The 18,511-nt window shown below is 61.3% G+C and carries 16 protein-coding genes; 12 read left to right on the forward strand and 4 right to left on the reverse strand.

Annotation, left to right across the window (positions count from 1 at the left end; translation table 11 throughout):
* The first annotated feature begins 724 nt into the window (after positions 1–724).
* From FJ977_RS02910 to FJ977_RS02930, 6 genes are all read left to right on the forward strand, one after another.
* Positions 725–1,759, forward strand: coding sequence for a UDP-glucuronic acid decarboxylase family protein (locus tag FJ977_RS02910; protein ID WP_140768381.1), 1,035 nt, complete (start codon positions 725–727; stop codon positions 1,757–1,759).
* Positions 1,756–2,742, forward strand: coding sequence for a UDP-glucose 4-epimerase GalE (gene galE / locus FJ977_RS02915; protein ID WP_140768383.1), 987 nt, complete (start codon positions 1,756–1,758; stop codon positions 2,740–2,742). The genes FJ977_RS02910 and galE overlap by 4 nt, the downstream gene beginning before the upstream one ends.
* A gap of 95 nt (positions 2,743–2,837) precedes the next feature.
* Positions 2,838–4,625: a glycosyltransferase family 2 protein gene (locus tag FJ977_RS02920; RefSeq protein WP_140769697.1), complete on the forward strand. Its 1,788-nt coding sequence runs from the start codon at positions 2,838–2,840 to the stop codon at positions 4,623–4,625.
* Positions 4,622–4,777 carry a hypothetical protein gene (locus FJ977_RS35675; RefSeq protein ID WP_181179530.1) on the forward strand — a complete coding sequence of 52 codons (156 nt, stop codon included), beginning with the start codon at positions 4,622–4,624 and terminating at the stop codon, positions 4,775–4,777. The genes FJ977_RS02920 and FJ977_RS35675 overlap by 4 nt, the downstream gene beginning before the upstream one ends.
* Positions 4,778–4,788: 11 nt before the next feature.
* A complete protein-coding gene (locus FJ977_RS02925; RefSeq protein ID WP_140768386.1) occupies positions 4,789–5,718 on the forward strand; it encodes a glycosyl hydrolase in 930 nt (309 codons plus the stop codon).
* Positions 5,719–5,753: 35 nt separating this feature from the next.
* Entirely contained in the window at positions 5,754–6,272 is a 519-nt protein-coding gene (locus FJ977_RS02930; RefSeq protein WP_140768388.1) for a DUF995 domain-containing protein, read from the forward strand.
* 219 nt (positions 6,273–6,491) lie between these two features.
* Here FJ977_RS02930 and FJ977_RS02935 read toward each other — a convergent pair whose 3' ends face one another.
* The 3 genes from FJ977_RS02935 to FJ977_RS02945 form a co-directional block, all read right to left on the reverse strand.
* Entirely contained in the window at positions 6,492–7,406 is a 915-nt protein-coding gene (locus FJ977_RS02935; protein WP_140768390.1) for a beta-mannosidase, read from the reverse strand.
* A 341-nt stretch (positions 7,407–7,747) separates the two neighbouring features.
* The gene (locus FJ977_RS02940) at positions 7,748–8,197 is read right to left on the reverse strand and encodes a DNA polymerase III subunit chi (RefSeq protein WP_140768392.1); all 450 of its coding nucleotides are present in this window, start codon (positions 8,195–8,197) and stop codon (positions 7,748–7,750) included.
* A 9-nt stretch (positions 8,198–8,206) separates the two neighbouring features.
* Positions 8,207–9,718, reverse strand: coding sequence for a leucyl aminopeptidase (locus FJ977_RS02945; RefSeq protein WP_140768394.1), 1,512 nt, complete (start codon positions 9,716–9,718; stop codon positions 8,207–8,209).
* 364 nt (positions 9,719–10,082) lie between these two features.
* On the opposite strand from FJ977_RS02945, the gene lptF reads away from it, so the two are divergent.
* The 6 genes from lptF to rsmA all read left to right on the forward strand — a co-directional run bounded on the left by lptF (position 10,083) and on the right by rsmA (position 17,712).
* Positions 10,083–11,285, forward strand: coding sequence for an LPS export ABC transporter permease LptF (gene lptF, locus FJ977_RS02950; protein ID WP_140768396.1), 1,203 nt, complete (start codon positions 10,083–10,085; stop codon positions 11,283–11,285).
* The gene (gene lptG / locus FJ977_RS02955) at positions 11,282–12,367 is read left to right on the forward strand and encodes an LPS export ABC transporter permease LptG (protein WP_181179651.1); all 1,086 of its coding nucleotides are present in this window, start codon (positions 11,282–11,284) and stop codon (positions 12,365–12,367) included. The genes lptF and lptG overlap by 4 nt, the downstream gene beginning before the upstream one ends.
* Positions 12,367–14,793 (forward strand): LPS-assembly protein LptD, encoded by a 2,427-nt coding sequence (locus FJ977_RS02960; RefSeq protein WP_181179533.1) that lies wholly within the window; start codon positions 12,367–12,369, stop codon positions 14,791–14,793. Before lptG ends, FJ977_RS02960 begins: the two co-directional genes overlap by 1 nt.
* An 88-nt stretch (positions 14,794–14,881) precedes the next feature.
* The gene (locus tag FJ977_RS02965; protein ID WP_181179536.1) at positions 14,882–15,817 is read left to right on the forward strand and encodes a peptidylprolyl isomerase; all 936 of its coding nucleotides are present in this window, start codon (positions 14,882–14,884) and stop codon (positions 15,815–15,817) included.
* Between the two features lie 13 nt (positions 15,818–15,830).
* Complete coding sequence (gene pdxA, locus FJ977_RS02970) at positions 15,831–16,847, forward strand: 4-hydroxythreonine-4-phosphate dehydrogenase PdxA (RefSeq protein ID WP_181179654.1); 1,017 nt, start codon at positions 15,831–15,833, stop codon at positions 16,845–16,847.
* Positions 16,848–16,872: 25 nt separating this feature from the next.
* Positions 16,873–17,712, forward strand: coding sequence for a 16S rRNA (adenine(1518)-N(6)/adenine(1519)-N(6))-dimethyltransferase RsmA (gene rsmA / locus FJ977_RS02975; RefSeq protein WP_140768406.1), 840 nt, complete (start codon positions 16,873–16,875; stop codon positions 17,710–17,712).
* Between the two features lie 139 nt (positions 17,713–17,851).
* Here the strand turns inward: rsmA and gmk are convergent, their stop codons facing one another.
* On the reverse strand, positions 17,852–18,508 hold the full coding sequence (gene gmk, locus FJ977_RS02980; RefSeq protein ID WP_140769699.1) for a guanylate kinase: 657 nt from the start codon (positions 18,506–18,508) through the stop codon (positions 17,852–17,854).
* Positions 18,509–18,511 lie beyond the last annotated feature (3 nt).

Below are 18,511 nucleotides of genomic sequence, written 5' to 3' on the forward strand. Positions count from 1 at the left end.
TCAAACATGGGCGACCATGCTTTCTCTACGCCGAAGCCAGACCAAAGTATCAAGACAAACAGCATAAACGACTCACAAAAATCGGTAATCTGGAACCCTCAGATCGGAAACTCCGCACATATTTGCAGCCCGAGCGGATTTGGCCGGCAGTCCCATTGCTTCTTGCGAATATAGCAACGCCAAGCCGGTTGAAATTCATTCAAAAAATTTACATGCCACTGCGGAACCTTATTAATAATAGTATATCCCTGTTATTTATTTACGCGCAGTTCTCGGTTTTTCTTTTTGTTGCTTGTGAAAACCGAGGGCATTCAATTTGCATGCCTACCCGGCATCGGACCGCAGCCCGATGGATTAGGCGCGCACTATCACGGTTTCGGCATCGCGATTAACCACTCACGAACGTTTGTGGTTAACAATCCCCTAATTTAGTTGACTGCCTTGTCCACAGGTATATTTTCAACCTCGTTGGGATGTGCAATTTGCGCGAGCAATGGGCGATGGTGGCGGCAAACGTGTAATCACGAATTTCGGGGCATCTGAAATGCCGTGCGGCAGCAATAAGCCGCGCTGCATCGATCCTGCGAGCTCAAAGAGCAGTTAGCGCACATCATAAATGGCGAATCCGCGTGAGCGGAGGGTTTTGTCACGTTCGCAAGGACGCGGCCGGGCAGTGCTCTGTCCGGCCCGGTCGGTGGCGTGCGCAGTGCGTAAGGGAAAGACCATGAGTAAGGTTATCAAGGTTCTGAAACTGCAGGATGGGATCGGCCGCAAGGGCGCGCGCCGAAGTCGCGCCCTGGTCGCCGGCGGAGCAGGATTTCTGGGCTCGCATCTGTGCGAGCGGCTGCTCGCCGACGGATATGAGGTCCTCGCGCTCGACAATTTCCATACCGGCAAGAGATACAATCTCAACGCCATACTGGGCAATCCGGCGTTCAGATGCATCGAGCATGACATCGTCGACGCGTTGCCCGAAGATATTCCCGTCGACGAAATCTACAATCTGGCCTGCCCCGCTTCCCCGCCGCACTACCAGGCGGATCCGATCCACACATTCAAGACCAGCGTGCTCGGCTCGCTGAACCTTCTGGAACTCGCCCGGCGCCATAGTGCCAAGATCTTCCAGGCCTCCACCTCGGAGGTCTACGGCGACCCGCTGGTGCATCCGCAGCCGGAGAGCTATCTCGGCAACGTCAACACGCATGGCCCACGGTCCTGCTACGACGAGGGCAAACGGTCGGCCGAGACGCTGTTTTTCGACTATTCGCGGACGTTCGGCATCGATATCCGCGTCGCACGTATCTTCAACACCTATGGCCGCCGCATGCAGCCCGACGACGGTCGCGTGGTGTCGAACTTCATCGTCCAGGCGCTGCGCGGTGAAGACCTGACCGTCTATGGCAGCGGCATGCAGACACGATCGTTCTGCTACGTGGATGACCTGATCGAGGGCTTCATCAGACTGATGAGGGCTCCGACACCTCCACCGCATCCGGTCAACCTCGGCAATCCCGCAGAATTCACCGTGATGGATCTGGCCAGGCTGGTCGTCGATTACACGAACTCGCGGTCGCGGATCGTGCACCGGCCGCTGCCCATCGACGACCCCAGGCAACGCAGGCCCGACATCTCCTTCGCCAGGCAATATCTGGACTGGGAGCCGACGATCGACCTGAGCCAGGGGCTTGCCCGCACCGTGGAGTATTTCGACGCCCTGCTCTACGGCCACCGGCCCGTCAGAGAAGCCGCCGTGTCATGACACTGCCCGCCATACTCGTGACAGGTGGCGCCGGCTTCATCGGCAGCCACACCTGCAAGCTTTTGTCGGCAGCCGGGTATCTTCCGGTGGTCTACGACAATCTGAGCCGCGGCAACGAGAAATCCGTTGCCTGGGGCCCACTCGTCGTCGGCGACATCCGGGACAGACGCGAACTGGAGCAAGCGATCGGCACATATAAGCCGAGGGCGATCATCCATTTCGCGGCGCTGGCCTATGTTGGTGAGTCCGTTCACCAACCGGCCGAATATTACTCAACCAATGTCGCCGGCACCATCGCGGTGCTCGACGCGGCTCGCGCCACGGCGATCAGCAACATCATCTTCTCCAGCAGTTGCGCGACCTACGGCGTGCCCGAGGTGCTGCCGGTGCGCGAGAACTCGTCGCAGAATCCGATCAGCCCGTATGGACGCAGCAAGCTGATGGGCGAGCAGATCATCGGTGACTATGCGGCAGCCTACGGGATGAAATACGCCATCCTGCGCTATTTCAACGCCTGCGGCGCCGACCCCGACGGCGAGCTCGGAGAATGGCATTCGCCGGAAACGCACCTGGTTCCCAGGGTGCTGATGGCCGCGTCCGGATTGATCGACGAGATCGAGGTTTTCGGCACCGACTACGACACGTCGGATGGCACCTGCGTGCGCGACTATATCCATGTCAGCGACCTCGCCCGCGCCCATCTGAAGGCGCTCTTGCACCTTGAGGCCGGCGGCGAAAGCCTGGCGGTCAATCTCGGCACCGGGCGAGGCGTTTCGATCAAGGAGATCTTGCAGGCGGTCAGCCGAATGACCTCGCGATCGGTCCCGGCCGTCTACAGAACCCGGCGCCCCGGGGACCCGGCCGCGCTCTATGCCGATCCGGTCAATGCGCGCGAGCATCTGGGCTTTGTGCCCGAGCTTTCCGACATAGACACCATTGTCAGGACAGCGGCCCCGTTCTTTGGCCTCGAGGCGACGCGATGAGATCCGGTCTCGCGCCATCGCATTGGCCTTCCGCCGGAGCTGTCGATGCAGTTCCGCATCGTGCCGGTGAGCACAATTCGTTCCTGGTGTCCCTGATGACCCGGCCGCAGAAGGCTGCGTACGTATCGGCCTATCTGCTATGGCTGGCTTCATTGTGTTATTTCTGGTCGTGGTGGCTTGATCCGGCACACAATGTGGGAACCGTGCGTTTCCTGATGGTGTCGGTGCTGGTGGCACTGACGATGGCCATGCCGCTTTACACGCTGACGATATTTCTGCGGTCGAGGGTTCCGGCGCCCCAGATAAGTCTGTCGCCTGCCAGCCGCGTGGCCATGGTGGTCACCAAGGCGCCTTCCGAGCCATTTTCCATCATTGCCGAAACGCTTACTGCGATGCTCCGCCAGGATCTGCGGCACGACACATGGCTGGCGGACGAGGATCCATCCGAGGAGACGCTGGCCTGGTGCAGGGAGCATTCGGTTTTTGTTTCGACGCGAAAGGGACGCGACGACTATCACCGGCCGCAATGGCCGCGCAGAACCCGATGCAAGGAGGGAAACCTTGCCTTCTTCTATGACAATTACGGCTACGACCGGTACGACTTTGTTGCCCAGCTGGATGCCGATCACGTTCCTTCGCCATCCTATCTCAGGCATATGCTGGCGCCCTTTTGCGACCCGCGAGTGGGTTATGTCTCGGCGCCAAGCATCTGTGACCGGAACGCAGGAAACAGCTGGTCGGCCAGAAGCAGGCTCTATGCGGAAGGCATACTGCACGGCGCACTGCAAGCCGGATACAATGGCGGCTGGGCACCGATCTGCTTCGGATCCCACTATGCCGTTCGGACCGCCGCGCTAAAGGATATTGGCGGCCTGGGTCCAGAGCTTGCCGAAGACCACTCCACAACCCTGATGATGAATGCAAAGGGCTGGCAGGGAGCCCACGCCATCGATGCGATCGCCAACGGTGACGGGCCGCAGACATTCGCCGACCTTGCCACGCAGGAATTCCAGTGGTCGCGAAGCATCATGACGCTTCTCATCAAATATACCCCGGATTATATCGGGAACCTGCCCCCGAAGCTGCGGTTTCAATTCATTTTCTGCCAGCTTTGGTACGCGTTGTTTTGTTCGACGATGGTTCTCTCATTTTCGATTCCCATTGTCGCGCTGCTGTTCGACATGAACTTCGTCGGAACGGATTTTCCGCAATTCCTCAAGCATCTCCTGCCATCAACGATCATTCTGACATCGATAAACACCTTGTTTCGCGCCAATGGCTGGTGGCGGCCGACATATGCCAAGGTCTTCAGCTGGGAAGGTATCCTGTTTCCATTCGCCAGGTGGCCATGGGCACTGGCTGGCATATTTGCGGCTTTTCGCGATTGGGCGACCGGAACATTCGTCGATTTTCGCGTGACGCCGAAAGGTGGCGGGCCTGCGGATGTCCTGCCCTTCCGGGTGATCGCGCCGTACGCAATTCTGTCCATCGCCTCGGCGCTGCCGGCGATCTTTGTGGAGGACGCCACGGCCGGGCGCGGTTTCTACTTCTTCGCCATATTCAATGCCATCGTCTACGCGCTGATCCTGGTCGTCATCATCTTCAGGCACGCCTACGAAAACGCGATCAAGCCCAATATCGGCCTGCTCAAGCAAGGCGCGTTCGCGGCCGCGGTCTCGACGGTCTCGGCGCTTTCGCTGTCGGCCCACGGCCTCGACGGTTTGGACACGATGGCGGCAGGTGCAGGGCCTCTCAAACTGACACGCCTCACCTACGGCCCGTCCGGAGCCGGCCTGACGGCGGTGAAAGCCGGGAAGTTGCGGTTCGAAATCTGGTGGGACAGCCAGGCCGTGACCACCGGGAAAAAAGGAAGCCAGTCATGAAGATAACCATCGTCGGATCAGGATATGTCGGCCGCCCGGCAGCCGCCCGGCCGCATGGATGGAATGTACACCGAACCCAGGAGGAAGGCATCGACATCGGGGGGACCTACGAAAAACCCGATGATGCTCAATACAGACAGGGAGTAATGTGATGAAACGGACGATGAAATCTTACCCGAGGAGCTTCGCGCTTCTTGTCGCGATAGGATTGGCCGCCAGTGTAACCATGTCGGCGAACCCGTCGCTTGGCGCGTCGACCGATCTATCCCAAAAGGCCACGCCGCAGGCCTCGGCCCCCGACTTTGGCGCGTACGACCCGTATGGCGCGTTCAGCAACGACAAGACGGTCAAGATCGAGCATCTGTTCCTGCCCTGGGAAGATGTCGATCTGGCTAGCCTGCCCGCGGCCGATACCTATGCGGCCGCAAGAGGACGGACCATCCTGATCACGATAGAGCCATGGACCTGGTCGCAGCAATGGCGCGTCACGCCGACCGAACTCAGGGACGGCATCCTGTCCGGCAAATACGATCCGAATCTCGATGCCATTTGCAGGATCGCCGGCGGGATGAAGACGCCCGTCACCATTCGCTTTGCGCACGAGATGGAAGACAAGAAGGGCCGGTTCTCGTGGGCGAACTGGGATCCGGCGGACTACATCAAGGCCTACAGGCATGTCGTTGACCAGTGCAGGACACTGGCGCCCCACGCGGCGTTCATGTGGTCGCCAAAGGGTGATGACGGCCTGGCCGCCTACTATCCAGGCGATAATTATGTCGACGTGATCGGCCTGTCGGTCTTCGGCTTGCAGAAATTCGACAGGGACAAATACGGCCGCGACCGGACCTTCTCCGAGTTGTTGAAGCCGGGCTACGACCGGGTTGTCCAGTTCAACAAGCCGATCGTCGTCGCGGAACTCGGCTATTCCGGCAGCAAGGAATATGTCGCGGCATGGGACGCGGAGGTGCGTCAGCCCTTGCCCGCTTTCCCCAAGCTTACGGCGATCGTCTATTTCAACGACAAGGAAGTCTACCCTTGGCCGGAGAATTACGGCCTGCCTGACTGGCGGATACGGCAGAACATCATCAACTGATAGCCGAGAAGGCAAGAATAGAAAGGAAGTTGGCTATGCGTGCATTCAAACTGGTTGTGGGCGCTGTCGGGATCGCCTGCCTCCTGGCAGGAGCGGCGTCGGCGCAGACGGTAAGTTCGATCGCCAAGCGGGCCGAACAGGGCAAGCCGCTGACCGCAGGTGACGTGCTGGCGATCTACAACAACAGGACCTGGGTGTGGAAGGATGGCGCCGGCTACTTCCAGCAGGAAAAACGGCAATTCGCCGGATGGAGCGGCACGGGCCAGGCCGCCGCCTACGGCGAAGGTGTCTGGTTCCTCAAGGATGACGGGACGTTCTGTTTCCGCGCGAAATGGACCAGCGCCAAGAAATCCAGCACAGATTATTCGTGCTTTGCCCACCGAAGGGTTGGCGGCACGATCTATGCGAAGAATACGGCGAAGGGAGACTGGTATGTGCTGACGGGCGACGCGAAGGGCTATGAGGAAATCAAGATGCTGAAGCCCGGCGACCGTGTCAGCAAGAGGGTTCAGGAAATCAAGGAATCGTTCAACCGGCCGGCAACCGCGGGCTAGAGCAATTCCAGGAAAAGCGTGAAACGGTTTTCCCACAGGAATTGCGTAAAAACAAATAGCTGGAGCAGTTCGCGGTTTCCGTGAAACGGTGAGCTGCTCCAAGCATAGGGCTGTCCAATCGGCTCACTGCCCGACATTGTCCCTTAGCAGTATTGGACTTGCCGGAGGGGGATGTTCGCCTCCGGGCTCGATGTCCTGAATGTCAGGCCGGTTGCAACGTCACGGCAGCGCCGCGAATTTGGTCGGATCGACACGCCAATCCGGAGAGCCGAAACCTTTCGGCCAATAATGGGGCTCCTTGTCGTTGAAATAGACAATGGTCCTCAGCAACGGAAATTTCGCACCGTTGGTTTCGCGATCCATGATTTCGGTCAGCCAGCGATCGACATAGCCCTCATCGCCCGAAATGCCGAGTTCAGAGATGATCACCGGCTTGGCGTAGGCGACCACGTTTCGGTACGTCTCCCAAAAAACTTCACGAAAAGCGCGATCACGCCCGCCATGCTTGCGGTCCCATTTCTGCAGCCCCCAGAGCGACACGCCGACATAGTCGACGTAGTCGGGGCCAGGATAATACTTCCTCAGGTCTCCATCGCCACGCGGCGACCACACGATGAGGGTGCTCGGGGACAGCTTGCGGCACCGTTGGACCACGTGCCGGAAGGCGGCAACGAAACTGGCGGGATCCTTGTGTGCCCAGGGATATCGGTCCGATGCCGCCTCCATCTCGTGACCCCAACGCAACAAGGTGCGGCCGGATGACCTGGCCAGTTCGGAGCAGACACGGTCGATCTGGCTATCATATCTTGACTGCGCGATCTCACGCAGCATCGCGTCGCCGCCACGGCTCATTCTCGACGCCTTGGGCCATGGCTCCACTGTGACCATAAGGTCACGGCCCCGCTTGGCCGCTTCGTTCGCCTTCTGTCTCAGCTTGCCGGCGTCGAACGGCTCCCAGGCGACAAAAACATGCTCGATGCGGAAATCAGTGGCCGACTTGAAGGCGTCGGCGGGATCGTACACGCCGAACCCGATCGGCGGGGGCGGTTGAAGGACAGGGTCTTGGCGCGGCGGCAGGGCCGTGGTTTCCATACGGTCGATATTGGCATGGTCGACGCTCGCAGTGAAAGCCATTGGAGCGAGCGAGGCGTTTCCTGGAAGTATCATCCCGAACGCCACACATATCTGCACTATGAGATGACCAAGCAGCATCGATGTATCCCCGATTTGCCGGGAATACTGCGCCGCGCTTCTTGATTAGAGATAAATAATGCATCTATTTCAATGGCTTAATGAACGAATGCTTTTTTGAGTTGCTAAAATTTTATTCGATTTCGAGACATTCGGCCAATGTCCGTACGCCTGTCTCCGACAAGCACCGGCTCCATCATCCCGGCACGGATCATCCGCGTCTTCGACTACCTGGTCGCGATGTCGGCCGTTTCGCCTTGTTGAGCCAGATGATACTCCGAAGCCTAGGCCTTGCGCTCCCAGCGGCGGTCTGAAGTCTGCTGCCAGTAGGTCACGGCATGGCCTGCGTCCTTCATGGTCTTCCAATGCGCGCGGGCCGCCTCGACCTGGGCAGCGTCATGGCCATCGAACAGGAACACGGCGCGCTCGTAGCCGGCGAGATCGGGCGCCGCCGCGCCGTCGACGAGGAACCTTATCTTGGCTTCATTGGGATTGCCGTCGCCGGTGGTCAACAGGATAGGCTGCTCCCCGGGATAAGCCTCGCGATCGGTCGCGTGCGCCAGGAACGAATCATCGCGGAAGGTCCACAGATGCTGGTCGAGCGCGTCGCGCCGTTCCTCGGTGCCGGTCTGCACCACGGCGCGCCAGCCGCGATCGACGCTGCGCTCGAGCAGGCCCGGCAGCGCATCCTCCAGCGTCGATTCGGTCAGATGGTAGAACAGCACGTCGGCCATGGATCGAGGTCAGCTTTCGTAATGATCGCGCACCAGCCGGTCGAGCAGCCGCACGCCGAAGCCTGAACCCCATGACTGGTTGATCTCGCTCGACGGCGAGCCCATGGCCGTGCCGGCAATGTCGAGATGCGCCCAGGGCGTATCCTTGACGAAGCGCTGCAGGAACTGCGCGGCGATGATGGCGCCGCCATAGCGGCCGCCGATGTTCTTCATGTCGGCGTTCTTGGAATCGATCAGCTTGTCGTATTCGGCCCCGAGCGGCATGCGCCACAGCCGCTCCTGAGTCGCCTGCCCCGCCCCCGTCAGCCTCTCCGCCAATTCGTCATTGTTGGAAAACAGGCCGGCATAGTGCAGGCCGAGCGCGACCATGATGGCGCCGGTCAGCGTCGCCAGATTGACCATGAATTTCGGCTCAAAACGGTCGTTGCAGTACCACAGCGCGTCGGCCAGCACGAGACGCCCCTCGGCGTCGGTGTTGAGCACCTCTATGGTCTGGCCCGACATGGAGGTGACAATGTCGCCGGGACGCTGGGCATGGCCGTCGACGGCGTTTTCGACAAGACCGATGATGCCGACGACATTGGCTTTCGCCTTGCGCGCGGCCAGTGCGTGCATGAGTCCGGTTACCGCGGCAGCGCCACCCATGTCGCCCTTCATGTCCTCCATGCCCGACGCCGGCTTCATCGAATTGCCGCCGGTGTCGAAGGTGACGCCCTTGCCGACGAAGGCGACCGGGCTGTCCTTGGGCTTGCCGCCGTTCCACTGCATGATCGCCATGCGCGCGCCGCGCGGCGAGCCTTGCGCAACGCCGAGCAGCGAGCCCATGCCGAGCTTCTTCATCTCCTTCTCGGCCAGGATCTCGACCTTGACGCCGAGCGCCTCGAGCTCCTTGGCCCGGGCAGCGAACTCGACCGGTCCCAGAATATTTGCCGGTTCGTTGACAAGGTCGCGCGCCAGAAGCACGCCGTCGACCACCGCCTCGGCATCCGCGAAGGCCTTCCTGGCGCCTGCCGGGTCGGCGGTGTGGATGGTTATCTTGACCGACTTCTTCGGATCGGCCTTTGCGTCATCCTTGTCCTTCCTGGTCTTGTACTTGTCGAAGGAATAGCCGCGCAGGAGGATGCCCGCCGCAAGATTGGCGGCGTCCTTGCCATCAGGCGAGGCGCCGGCAAGGTCGAGCACGACGGCAACGTCGGTTGCCTTGCGCAATGAGGCTGCAATGGTGCCGCCGAGTTTCAGCCAGGCATATTCGTCGAGTCCCGACGCCTTGCCGGCGCCGATCGCGACCAGCCTGTCGAGCGACGTTGCCTGCGGCGCCAGAACCTCGACGACGCCGGCGAACTTGCCCGTGAACTCGGCCACCGGGAACGCCCGTTGCAGCGTTTTGCCGGGATCGTAAGCAGAGGCGGCGTCGCTCAGGCTGCCGTCATCCGCCGACAGCACGAAGACCGTGCCCTTCCTGTTCGCCGCCGTCTGAGGCGCGGCAAATTTTGCAAAGGCGATCGACGGTCTCGGATTCATCATGTCCTGCTTTCGGGGATTGCGCGATGATGCGCGAAGCGGTTTGAAACGATCCGCGACATTTGGTCGTTTTCCGGCATTTGGCAAGACTTTGCCAAAATGGCTACCCATATGACACACGGAATCGATGGCGATTCGTCGCGGCACGGCCCCGCTTCATGCCGCAACATGTTGTTAACCATCGATGTTCGCCCTTTCTTATCCATTCCCTCCGACACTCCGATCCACTGCGGCACGCGACGTGGGACGCGAACCGGATCGCCTGCCTGATCGAGCCCACCGGAGCCAGTTGTGCGGTCGTCGCCGGACAGCTACCCTGAGCGTGGTGGCATGATGCCGTTCGAGAAAATCGAGTAAAGCCTTCATGAAGGTCGTTGAACGCTACATCATGCGCCGCGCTTTCGTGGTCTTCCTGGCAGCGCTGGTCTGGACGCTGGCCATCGTGTGGACCACGCAGGTGCTGGCCAAGATCGACCTCGTCACCGACAGTGGCCAGTCGTCGCTGACCTTCTTCGAGGTCGCCGCCCTCATTCTTCCCTCGATCATACCGATCGTCGTGCCTTTCGCGCTGGTGGTGGCGGTTGCCCAGACACTCAGTGTCATGAATTCGGATTCCGAACTCGCTGTCGTCAACGCGGCTGGCGCCTCGCGCTGGACGATCGTGCGGCCAATCATGCTTCTCGCCCTTGCGGCCAGCGTTTTTTCCTTTGCGGTCGACAATGGCATCGACCCCTATGCAAGGCAGAAGAATCGCGCCCTGGTGGCGCAATCGCGCGCCGACCTGTTGTCGCTGATCATCCAGGAAGGCACCTTCCGCAAGATCGAGGATGGCCTTTTCCTGCAGATTGGCGAGCGGCTTCCGGACAATCGGCTGGGCGGCATCTTCGTCGCCGATTCGCGCGAGGAAGGCGTCAATCTCGTCTATTATGCCAAGACGGGCAGCATCGTCGAACGCGGCGGCGAAAAGGTGCTGATGATGAATGACGGCGTCATCCACCGCAAAACGCTGACCGGCGACCTCAGTGTCATCCGGTTCACCTCCTATGCCTTCGACATGTCGGCCTTCATGGCGGCGGCCTCCGAGGTGACGCTGCTGCCGAAGGACCAGACAACCCAGTATCTGCTCAACCCAAGCCCCAACGACAAGAATTTCCAGCAAAGACCGCAGGAATACAGGGCCGAGATCGACCAGCGATTTTCGGAATGGACCTATTCCATGGTGTTCGCGCTGATCGCGCTCGCGGTCGCCGGCGACGCGCGCTCGCATCGCGAGGCGCGCGTCAATCCCCTGATCACGGCGATCACCATATCCCTGTTCGTGCGCTGGCTGGGTTTCTTTGCCGCCAGCAAGGCGGATGAGATTCCGCAATATGCCTATATGGTCTATGGCGTGCCCATCGTGGCTTCCGCCGTTGCCATCTGGTTCATCGTGTCGAACCGCACCATGGAACTGCCGGTGGCCTGGGCTGACTGGATGACGAACCTGGCCAGCCGCTTCGGTGACGGCTGGAACGCCCTCAAGCTGCGTTGGTCACGGCGCGGCACTTCAGGTCAGGGGATCGGCTGATGGGCTGGACACTGGGCCGTTATTTCTTCTTCCGTTACGTGACGATCACGATCTGGTTCTTCCTGGGCCTGCTGGCGCTGGTGTTCCTGATCGATTTCACCGAACTGTCCGGCCGCACCACCGGCCTGCCCGGCTTCACCTATGGAACGGCAGTGGCCATTTCGGGCCTTCGCATGCCGATGATCATGCTGCAGACAGTGCCGTTTGTCGGCCTGTTCTCGGCGATGGCAACGCTGGTGTCGCTCAACCGCCGCTACGAGCTGGTCATCGCGCGTTCCGCCGGCGTTTCGGCCTGGCAGTTCCTTTTGCCATGCTGCATCGGAGCACTGCTGTTCGGCTTCGTGTCGGTCGGGCTCATCAATCCGCTGGCCGCACACGCCTTCTCCTTGTCCGAACAGATCGAGACCCAGTTGCGCTCCGGCAAATCGAACACGGTTTCGGCCGATGCCGCCCCCTGGATTCGTCAGAAAACCGGCGATGGTGACACCATCATCGGCGCACGGGCCATTCTCAACCAGGGCCTGGAGATGGCCGACGCCGTCTTTTTCGTCCTCGACCAGCAAGGCAATATCGTCGAGCGCAAGGATGCCGCGCGCGCCTACCTGCGGGACGGCTATTGGGACTTGCAGGACGTAAAGACCTTCAAGAACGGCACCATCCAGCCTGCCGCAAGCGATCGTGTGCCGACCAATCTGAAGCCGGAATTCGTGCAGGAGCGGCTGGCGCGCCCGGAAACCATTCCATTCTACGACCTGCCCGGAAAAATCGAGGTTGCCCGTTCCTTCGGCCTCAAGGCAAATGCCTTTGCCATGCAGTTTGATTCGCTGGTGGCGTTGCCGTTCCTCCTCGTCGCCATGACGCTGATTGCGGCAACAGTTTCAATGCGATTTGCGAGGATGGGACAATCAGCAACGATGATTCTGGGTGGCGTCGTTGCCGGCTTTCTGCTTTATGTCGTTTCGGTGCTGGTGAAGGCATTCGGCGTGGCGGGGTTCGTGCCGACTGCCATAGCCGCCTGGGTACCAGTTGTGGTAGCTATGTTCTTCGGGGTGACTTTCCTGCTATACAAGGAAGACGGCTAGTGAGGGAGGCGTTTTTGCCCAGCAACAGGCAGGCCAGTTTGGCGCGCCTCTATGCGGCGAGCGCCTTGGCGTGCCTGCTTGCCTGCGGCGTTCCATTGCCTGCGTTCGCGCAGGAAGTCGGCGATATGGCGACCAAGGTTCCGTCCGGCTCGCAGATGCTGCTCGCGGCCGATACGCTCGAGTACAACAACGACAACCAGACCGTGACCGCTGTCGGCGGGGTTCAGATCGACTATGGCGGCAACCGCCTCGTCGCCCAGAAGGTCGTATACAACCGCAACACCAAGCGGATGGTTGCCAGCGGCAATGTCGAGATCGTCAACAGCGACGGCACCAAGATCAATTCGCAGCACATCGATATCACCGACGATTTCGCCGACGGCTTCGTCAACGCGCTTCGCGTTGAAACCGTCGACAAGGCCTATTTCGCCGCCGAAAGCGCCGAACGTATGGGCGGCGTGCTGACCACCTTCCACAATGGCGTCTACACCGCCTGCGAGCCGTGCGAGGACAAGCCCGACAAAGCGCCTACCTGGCGCGTGAAGGCCAGGAAGATCATCTGGAACGGCGAGAAGAAGACGGTTCGCTTCGAGAATGCGAATTTCGAGTTCTTCGGCTTTCCGCTCGCCTACCTGCCGGCTTTCGAGATCGCCGACCCGACGGTGAAGCGCAAGAGCGGCTTCCTGATCCCCAGCATCAGCTACAACAGCCACCTGGGGTACAGCGTCAAGGTTCCCTACTATTTCGCACTTTCGCCGACCTATGACCTGACGGTGTCGGGAAGCGGCTACACCAAGCAGGGCTTCCTCGGAGAGGCCGAGTGGCGGCAGCGCTTCAACAATGGCCAATACAGTTTGAAGATCGCCGGCATCCAGCAGCAGGATCCCGATGCCTTCATCGACAGCGCAGGCCGCAACGTCGATTCCGGCGCCGCGGGCGACCCGAACAAGTTCCGCGGCATGATGGGCACGCAGGGACAGTTCGCGATCAACGAACGCTGGAATTTCGGCTGGGACGTGCTGCTGCAGACGGACAAGAACTTCTCCAACACCTACAACATCGACAAGTACAATGCCGCCGTCCACCAGTCGTCGGTCTACCTGACCGGTCTCAATGGCCGTAACTATTTCGACGTGCGCGCCATGCATTTCGAGGTCCAGGAAGATACGCTCAGCAGCAATCCCGCGGCGCGAAGCGGCCAGCAGCCCTGGGTGCTGCCCTCGCTGGATTATGCATACATCCCCGATGCGTCCATCGCGGGCGGCCAGTTGTCGATGAACGTCAATACGCGGGTGATCCGCCGCGATGATCTCGATCAGGCTTTCTCGACCCCTTACAATTCTCTCACCCCAACCCAGCGTGTCCGCGGCATTGAAGGCGAATCCAGCCGCCTCACCGCAGAGGCTGAATGGAAGCGGTCATTTGTCACTGACAACGGACTGGTGCTAACACCCTTGCTGGCGTTGCAGGGCGACGTCGATTATCTGAACGCCTCATCCGGTTCTTTGGCGGCCATCAACGAAATGGCGGCAAACCCCGAGATAAATACGAACAATGACATGCGTTCGTCGTTTGCCCGTTACATGGCAACAGCGGGCCTCGAAATGCGTTGGCCGATGCTGTTTTCAATGGCCAGCGGGTCGAGCCATGTCATCGAGCCGATGGCGCAAGTATTCCTGCGTCCGAACGAACAGTATGTCGGCGGCCTCGCCGTCCCGAATGAAGACGCCCAGAGCATGGTGTTCGATGCGACCACGCTCTTCGAACGCGACAAGTTCTCCGGTTACGACCGCGTGGAAGGTGGCTCGCGCGCCAATGTCGGCTTCCGCTATTCCGGCTCCTATATCAACGGCTGGGGCACTAACGCGATTTTCGGCCAGTCCTACCAGATTGGCGGGGACAACTCCTTCGCCGCGCCGGATCTGGTCAATGTCGGTGCCTATTCGGGCCTCCAGAACACCAAGTCCGACTATGTCGGCCTGTTTGGCATCAACAGCCCGAATGGATTCGCGGCTTCCGTCAGCGGCCGCTTCGACGAGCAGAGCTTCGAGATTCGCCGCGCCGAGGTGAAGGCCGCCTATTCGGGCCTGCCGGTGTCGTTGAGTGCCAAGTACGCTTTCATCCAGGCCCAGCCGCTATATGGTTTCACGACCGACCGTCATGAGGTCACGCTGGGTGCGTCCACCCATCTTGCCGAGAACTGGCGCGTGTTCGGGACAGGAACCTACGACCTGCAGGAAAGCCTGCTGGTCAAGGATGGCGTCGGCTTCGCCTACAACGATTCCTGCTTCACCTATCTGATGACGTACTCGCAGTCGCGTGACCTGAACACCAGGGAAGTGACGCAGAGCATCGGCTTCAATCTGTCGTTCCGCACCCTCGGCGACTTCGGCTCGTCGACCAGCGCGATCGACACCATCCAGTAGCCGGCGACATCGTTTCGCCGCATAGGGCTGGCACGGATTCGCGCACCCGGAAGAGGACGAAATTGGGCGGAACCGGGATAGAATTGGGATGCTAATGATGAGGAAATACCTCTTTTCAGCAGGGTTCGCGCTGCTTGTGGCGGCAACATCCGTGTCAATGACCGTCATGACGCCGCCGGCCTTCGCCAGCGAGATCAAGTACGTCGTCAACGACATACCAATCACGTCAGGCGATATCGCGCATCGTGCCGCCTTCCTGAAACTGCAGCACAAGAAGGGTGGCGACGCCGCCCAGGAAATGATCGATCAGACGCTGCGCCTTGCCGAGGCCAGGCGGCTTGGCATCCGCATCAGCGACGCGCAGGTCGAGGCTGCCTATCAGCGCTTTGCTTCCGGCAACAAGATGCAACTCAGCCAACTCGACGGCGTCATGGAAAAATCCGGAGTCACCAAGGAACACTTCAAGGAGTTCATCCGCGCCCAGATGGCCTGGAACCAGGCCTTGAGCGCGCGCTACCGTTCCGGAGAAGGCGGCAGCGTAACCGAGCAGGACGCGGTCCGGCGCATGCTCGACAAGGGCGGCGCCAAGCCAAGCGCCACCGAGTACATGCTGCAGCAGGTCATCTTCGTCGTGCCGGCCGCCGAACGCAGCGCGACGCTGGCCAAGCGCAAGCGCGAGGCCGACGCCATGCGCGCCCGCTTCAACGGCTGCAACACGACGCGCGAGTTCGCCAAGGGCCTGATCGACGTCACCGTTCGCGATCTGGGCCGGGTGCTGGCGCCACAACTGCCGCCGGACTGGGCCGAGCAGATCAAGGCCACCAAGGTTGGCGGCGCCACCGTCACGCGCGAAACCGAGCGCGGCGTCGAATTTATCGGCATCTGCTCATCGCGCGAAGTGTCCGACGACAAGACCGCCCAGATGGTGTTCCAGAGCGAAGGCTCCAATGACAAGGCGGCCGACGATCTCAGCAAGAAATATGTCGAAGAGCTGAAGGCAAAAGCCCGCATCGTCAAGCGCTGACGTGAGCAGCGCGATGAAGGCCCTGGCGCTGAGCGTTGGCGATCCGTCCGGCATCGGCCCCGAAATCGCTATCGCCGCCTTCCTGGCGCGCGAGGCAGCCGGCTTGCCCGCCTTCTATCTCCTGGCTGATCCGGCGCTGATCGCATCGCGGGCAAGCCACCTCGGCGTGTCGGTGCCGATCGTCGAGACAACGCCGGCGCAAACGGCGCGAATTTTCGTCGACAGCCTGCCGGTCGTTCCACTGGCGGCCCGGTTCATCGACAGCCCCGGCAAGCCGGATCCGGCCAATGCGGCCGGCACGATCGAGGCGATCGACCGCGCTGTCGCCGCTTGCCTCGCCGGCGACGCAGCTGCCGTGGTCACCTGCCCTATCGCCAAGAAGCCGCTCTACGATGCCGGGTTCCGCTTTCCCGGCCATACCGAATATCTGGCGCATCTGGCGACCCGGCACAGCGGTGTCGAGGTGACGCCGGTCATGATGCTGGCGGGCCCTGATCTGCGCACCGTTCCCGTCACCATCCACATCGCGCTGGCCGAGGTGCCGAAGTCGCTGACCACCGAATTGATCGTGGCGACGGCGCGCATCACGGCCACCGATCTCGCCAGCCGTTTCGGCATCGCCAGGCCGAGGCTTGCCATTGCCGGCCTCAACCCGCATGCCGGCGAAGGCGGCTCCATGGGCCAGGAAGACGAACGTGTGGTGCGCCCGGCGGTCGACATCCTGCGCGCCGAGGGCATCGATGCTTTCGGCCCCCTGCCGGCCGACACGTTGTTCCATGCCCGGGCGCGGGCGGGCTACGATGTGGCGCTGTGCATGTATCACGACCAGGCCTTGATCCCGGCCAAGGCGCTGGCTTTCGACGAGGCGGTCAACGTCACGCTCGGCCTGCCCTTCATCCGCACGTCGCCCGACCATGGCACCGCCTTCGACATCGCCGGCAAGGGCATTGCGCGGCCCGATAGCCTGATCGCCGCATTGAAGCTCGCCAGACGGCTCGCCGACATCGACAGCAAGGCCGCCGCCGCATGAGCGCTCCCGTTTCGGGTCCGAACGCATGAGCCTTGACGGGCTGCCGCCGCTGCGCGATGTCATCGAGCGCCATGGGCTGCAGGCGAAAAAGGCGCTCGGCCAGAATTTCCTGCTCGATCTCAATTTGACGGGCAAGATCGCACGCAGCGCCGGCGACCTGACAAACACTGCTGTGATCGAGGTTGGTCCTGGGCCTGGCGGCCTGACAAGAGCGCTGCTTGCCAACGGCGCCCGCCGGGTTGTCGCCATCGAGCGCGACGAGCGCTGCCTGGCGGCGCTTGCCGAAGTATCCGCTCACTATCCCGGCCGGCTGGAGGTGATTTCCGGCGACGCGCTGAAGACCGACTTCGCCGTCCTCGCCGAGGCAGCGGCCGGAGATGGTGGGATGGTGAGGATCGTGGCCAACCTGCCCTACAATATCGGCACGGAATTGCTCGTCCGCTGGCTGACTGTGATGGACTGGCCGCCGTTCTACGCCTCGATGACGCTGATGTTCCAGCGTGAGGTGGCCCAGCGCATCGTCGCCGCGCCTGGCAGCGATGCCTATGGCAGGCTTGGCGTGCTGGCCGGCTGGCGCACGCAAGCCAGGATTGCCTTCGACGTGCCGCCCCAGGCCTTTACGCCGCCGCCCAAGGTCACCTCTTCGGTGGTGCATCTGGAGCCGCGCGCGACACCCCTGCCCACTGACGTGAAGAAACTCGGCCGTGTCACCGAAGCCGCCTTCGGCCAACGCCGAAAGATGTTGCGGCAGAGCGTGAAAAGCCTCGGCGGCGAGGCCTTGCTCGAGCGCGCGGGCATCGACCCGACAAGACGTGCCGAAACGCTCAGCGTCGAGGAATTTGTGCGGCTGACGAACGCTGTTTAGCTCGCTTCTCCCCGTTCACGGGGAGAAGATGCCGGCAGGCAGATGAGGGGCGGCACGAACTTTTCGCAGGTTTGGCGCTGCCCCTCATCCGGCCCTTGGGGCCACCTTCTCCCCGTGAACGGGAGAAGGAAAAAAGACCTCACGCCGTCTTCTCGTCCAACAGACCGGAGACGAAATCGAACAGGCCGGGCCGGCGGTCCCGCCGCAATCGTTCGGCGACGACGATGCCGCGCACCTCGGCGAAGGCGCGGTCGAGATCGTCATTGACGATGACGAAATCATATTCCTTCCAGTGCTCGATCTCATTGCGGGCGTTCTTCAGCCGCGTCTCGATCACCGCTTCCTGGTCCTCGGCGCGGCGCTTCAGCCGCGCCTTCAATTCCTTCATCGATGGCGGCAGGATGAAGATCGAGACGATATCGGCACGCATCTTCTCCTTGAGCTGCTGGGCGCCTTGCCAGTCGATGTCGAACAGCATGTCGCGGCCTTGCGCCAGCGCCAGTTCCGCAGGTTCACGCGGTGTCGCATAGCAATTGCCGTGCACTTCCGCCCACTCGAGCAGCGCATCGGAATCACGCAGCCGCTCGAAGTCGCGCATGGTGCGGAAATGGTAGTGAACACCCTCGATCTCCGAGCCGCGCCGCGGCCTGGTGGTGACCGAGACCGACAATTCGAGGCTGGAATCGCTTTCCAGGAGGTTGCGCGCGATCGTCGACTTGCCGGCACCGGATGGCGACGACAGGACGAGCATCAGCCCCCGGCGGCGGATGCGGCCCCCCAAATCCCTGGGAACCATCGG

This window comes from Mesorhizobium sp. B2-1-3A, from assembly GCF_006442655.1.
GTDB lineage: Bacteria > Pseudomonadota > Alphaproteobacteria > Rhizobiales > Rhizobiaceae > Mesorhizobium.

Bases quoted from the DNA above. Each gene is read 5' to 3' on its own strand.
- FJ977_RS02940 (WP_140768392.1), bottom strand. From the start codon at position 8,197: ATGGCCGACGTGCTGTTCTACCATCTGACCGAATCGACGCTGGAGGAT.
- FJ977_RS02945 (WP_140768394.1), bottom strand. From the start codon at position 9,718: ATGAATCCGAGACCGTCGATCGCCTTTGCAAAATTTGCCGCGCCTCAG.
- FJ977_RS02930 (WP_140768388.1), top strand. From the start codon at position 5,754: ATGCGTGCATTCAAACTGGTTGTGGGCGCTGTCGGGATCGCCTGCCTC.
- gmk (WP_140769699.1), bottom strand. From the start codon at position 18,508: ATGGTTCCCAGGGATTTGGGGGGCCGCATCCGCCGCCGGGGGCTGATG.
- FJ977_RS02910 (WP_140768381.1), top strand. From the start codon at position 725: ATGAGTAAGGTTATCAAGGTTCTGAAACTGCAGGATGGGATCGGCCGC.
- galE (WP_140768383.1), top strand. From the start codon at position 1,756: ATGACACTGCCCGCCATACTCGTGACAGGTGGCGCCGGCTTCATCGGC.
- FJ977_RS02935 (WP_140768390.1), bottom strand. From the start codon at position 7,406: ATGGCTTTCACTGCGAGCGTCGACCATGCCAATATCGACCGTATGGAA.
- FJ977_RS35675 (WP_181179530.1), top strand. From the start codon at position 4,622: ATGAAGATAACCATCGTCGGATCAGGATATGTCGGCCGCCCGGCAGCC.
- FJ977_RS02965 (WP_181179536.1), top strand. From the start codon at position 14,882: ATGCTAATGATGAGGAAATACCTCTTTTCAGCAGGGTTCGCGCTGCTT.
- lptF (WP_140768396.1), top strand. From the start codon at position 10,083: ATGAAGGTCGTTGAACGCTACATCATGCGCCGCGCTTTCGTGGTCTTC.
- FJ977_RS02925 (WP_140768386.1), top strand. From the start codon at position 4,789: ATGAAATCTTACCCGAGGAGCTTCGCGCTTCTTGTCGCGATAGGATTG.
- pdxA (WP_181179654.1), top strand. From the start codon at position 15,831: ATGAAGGCCCTGGCGCTGAGCGTTGGCGATCCGTCCGGCATCGGCCCC.
- rsmA (WP_140768406.1), top strand. From the start codon at position 16,873: ATGAGCCTTGACGGGCTGCCGCCGCTGCGCGATGTCATCGAGCGCCAT.
- FJ977_RS02920 (WP_140769697.1), top strand. From the start codon at position 2,838: ATGACCCGGCCGCAGAAGGCTGCGTACGTATCGGCCTATCTGCTATGG.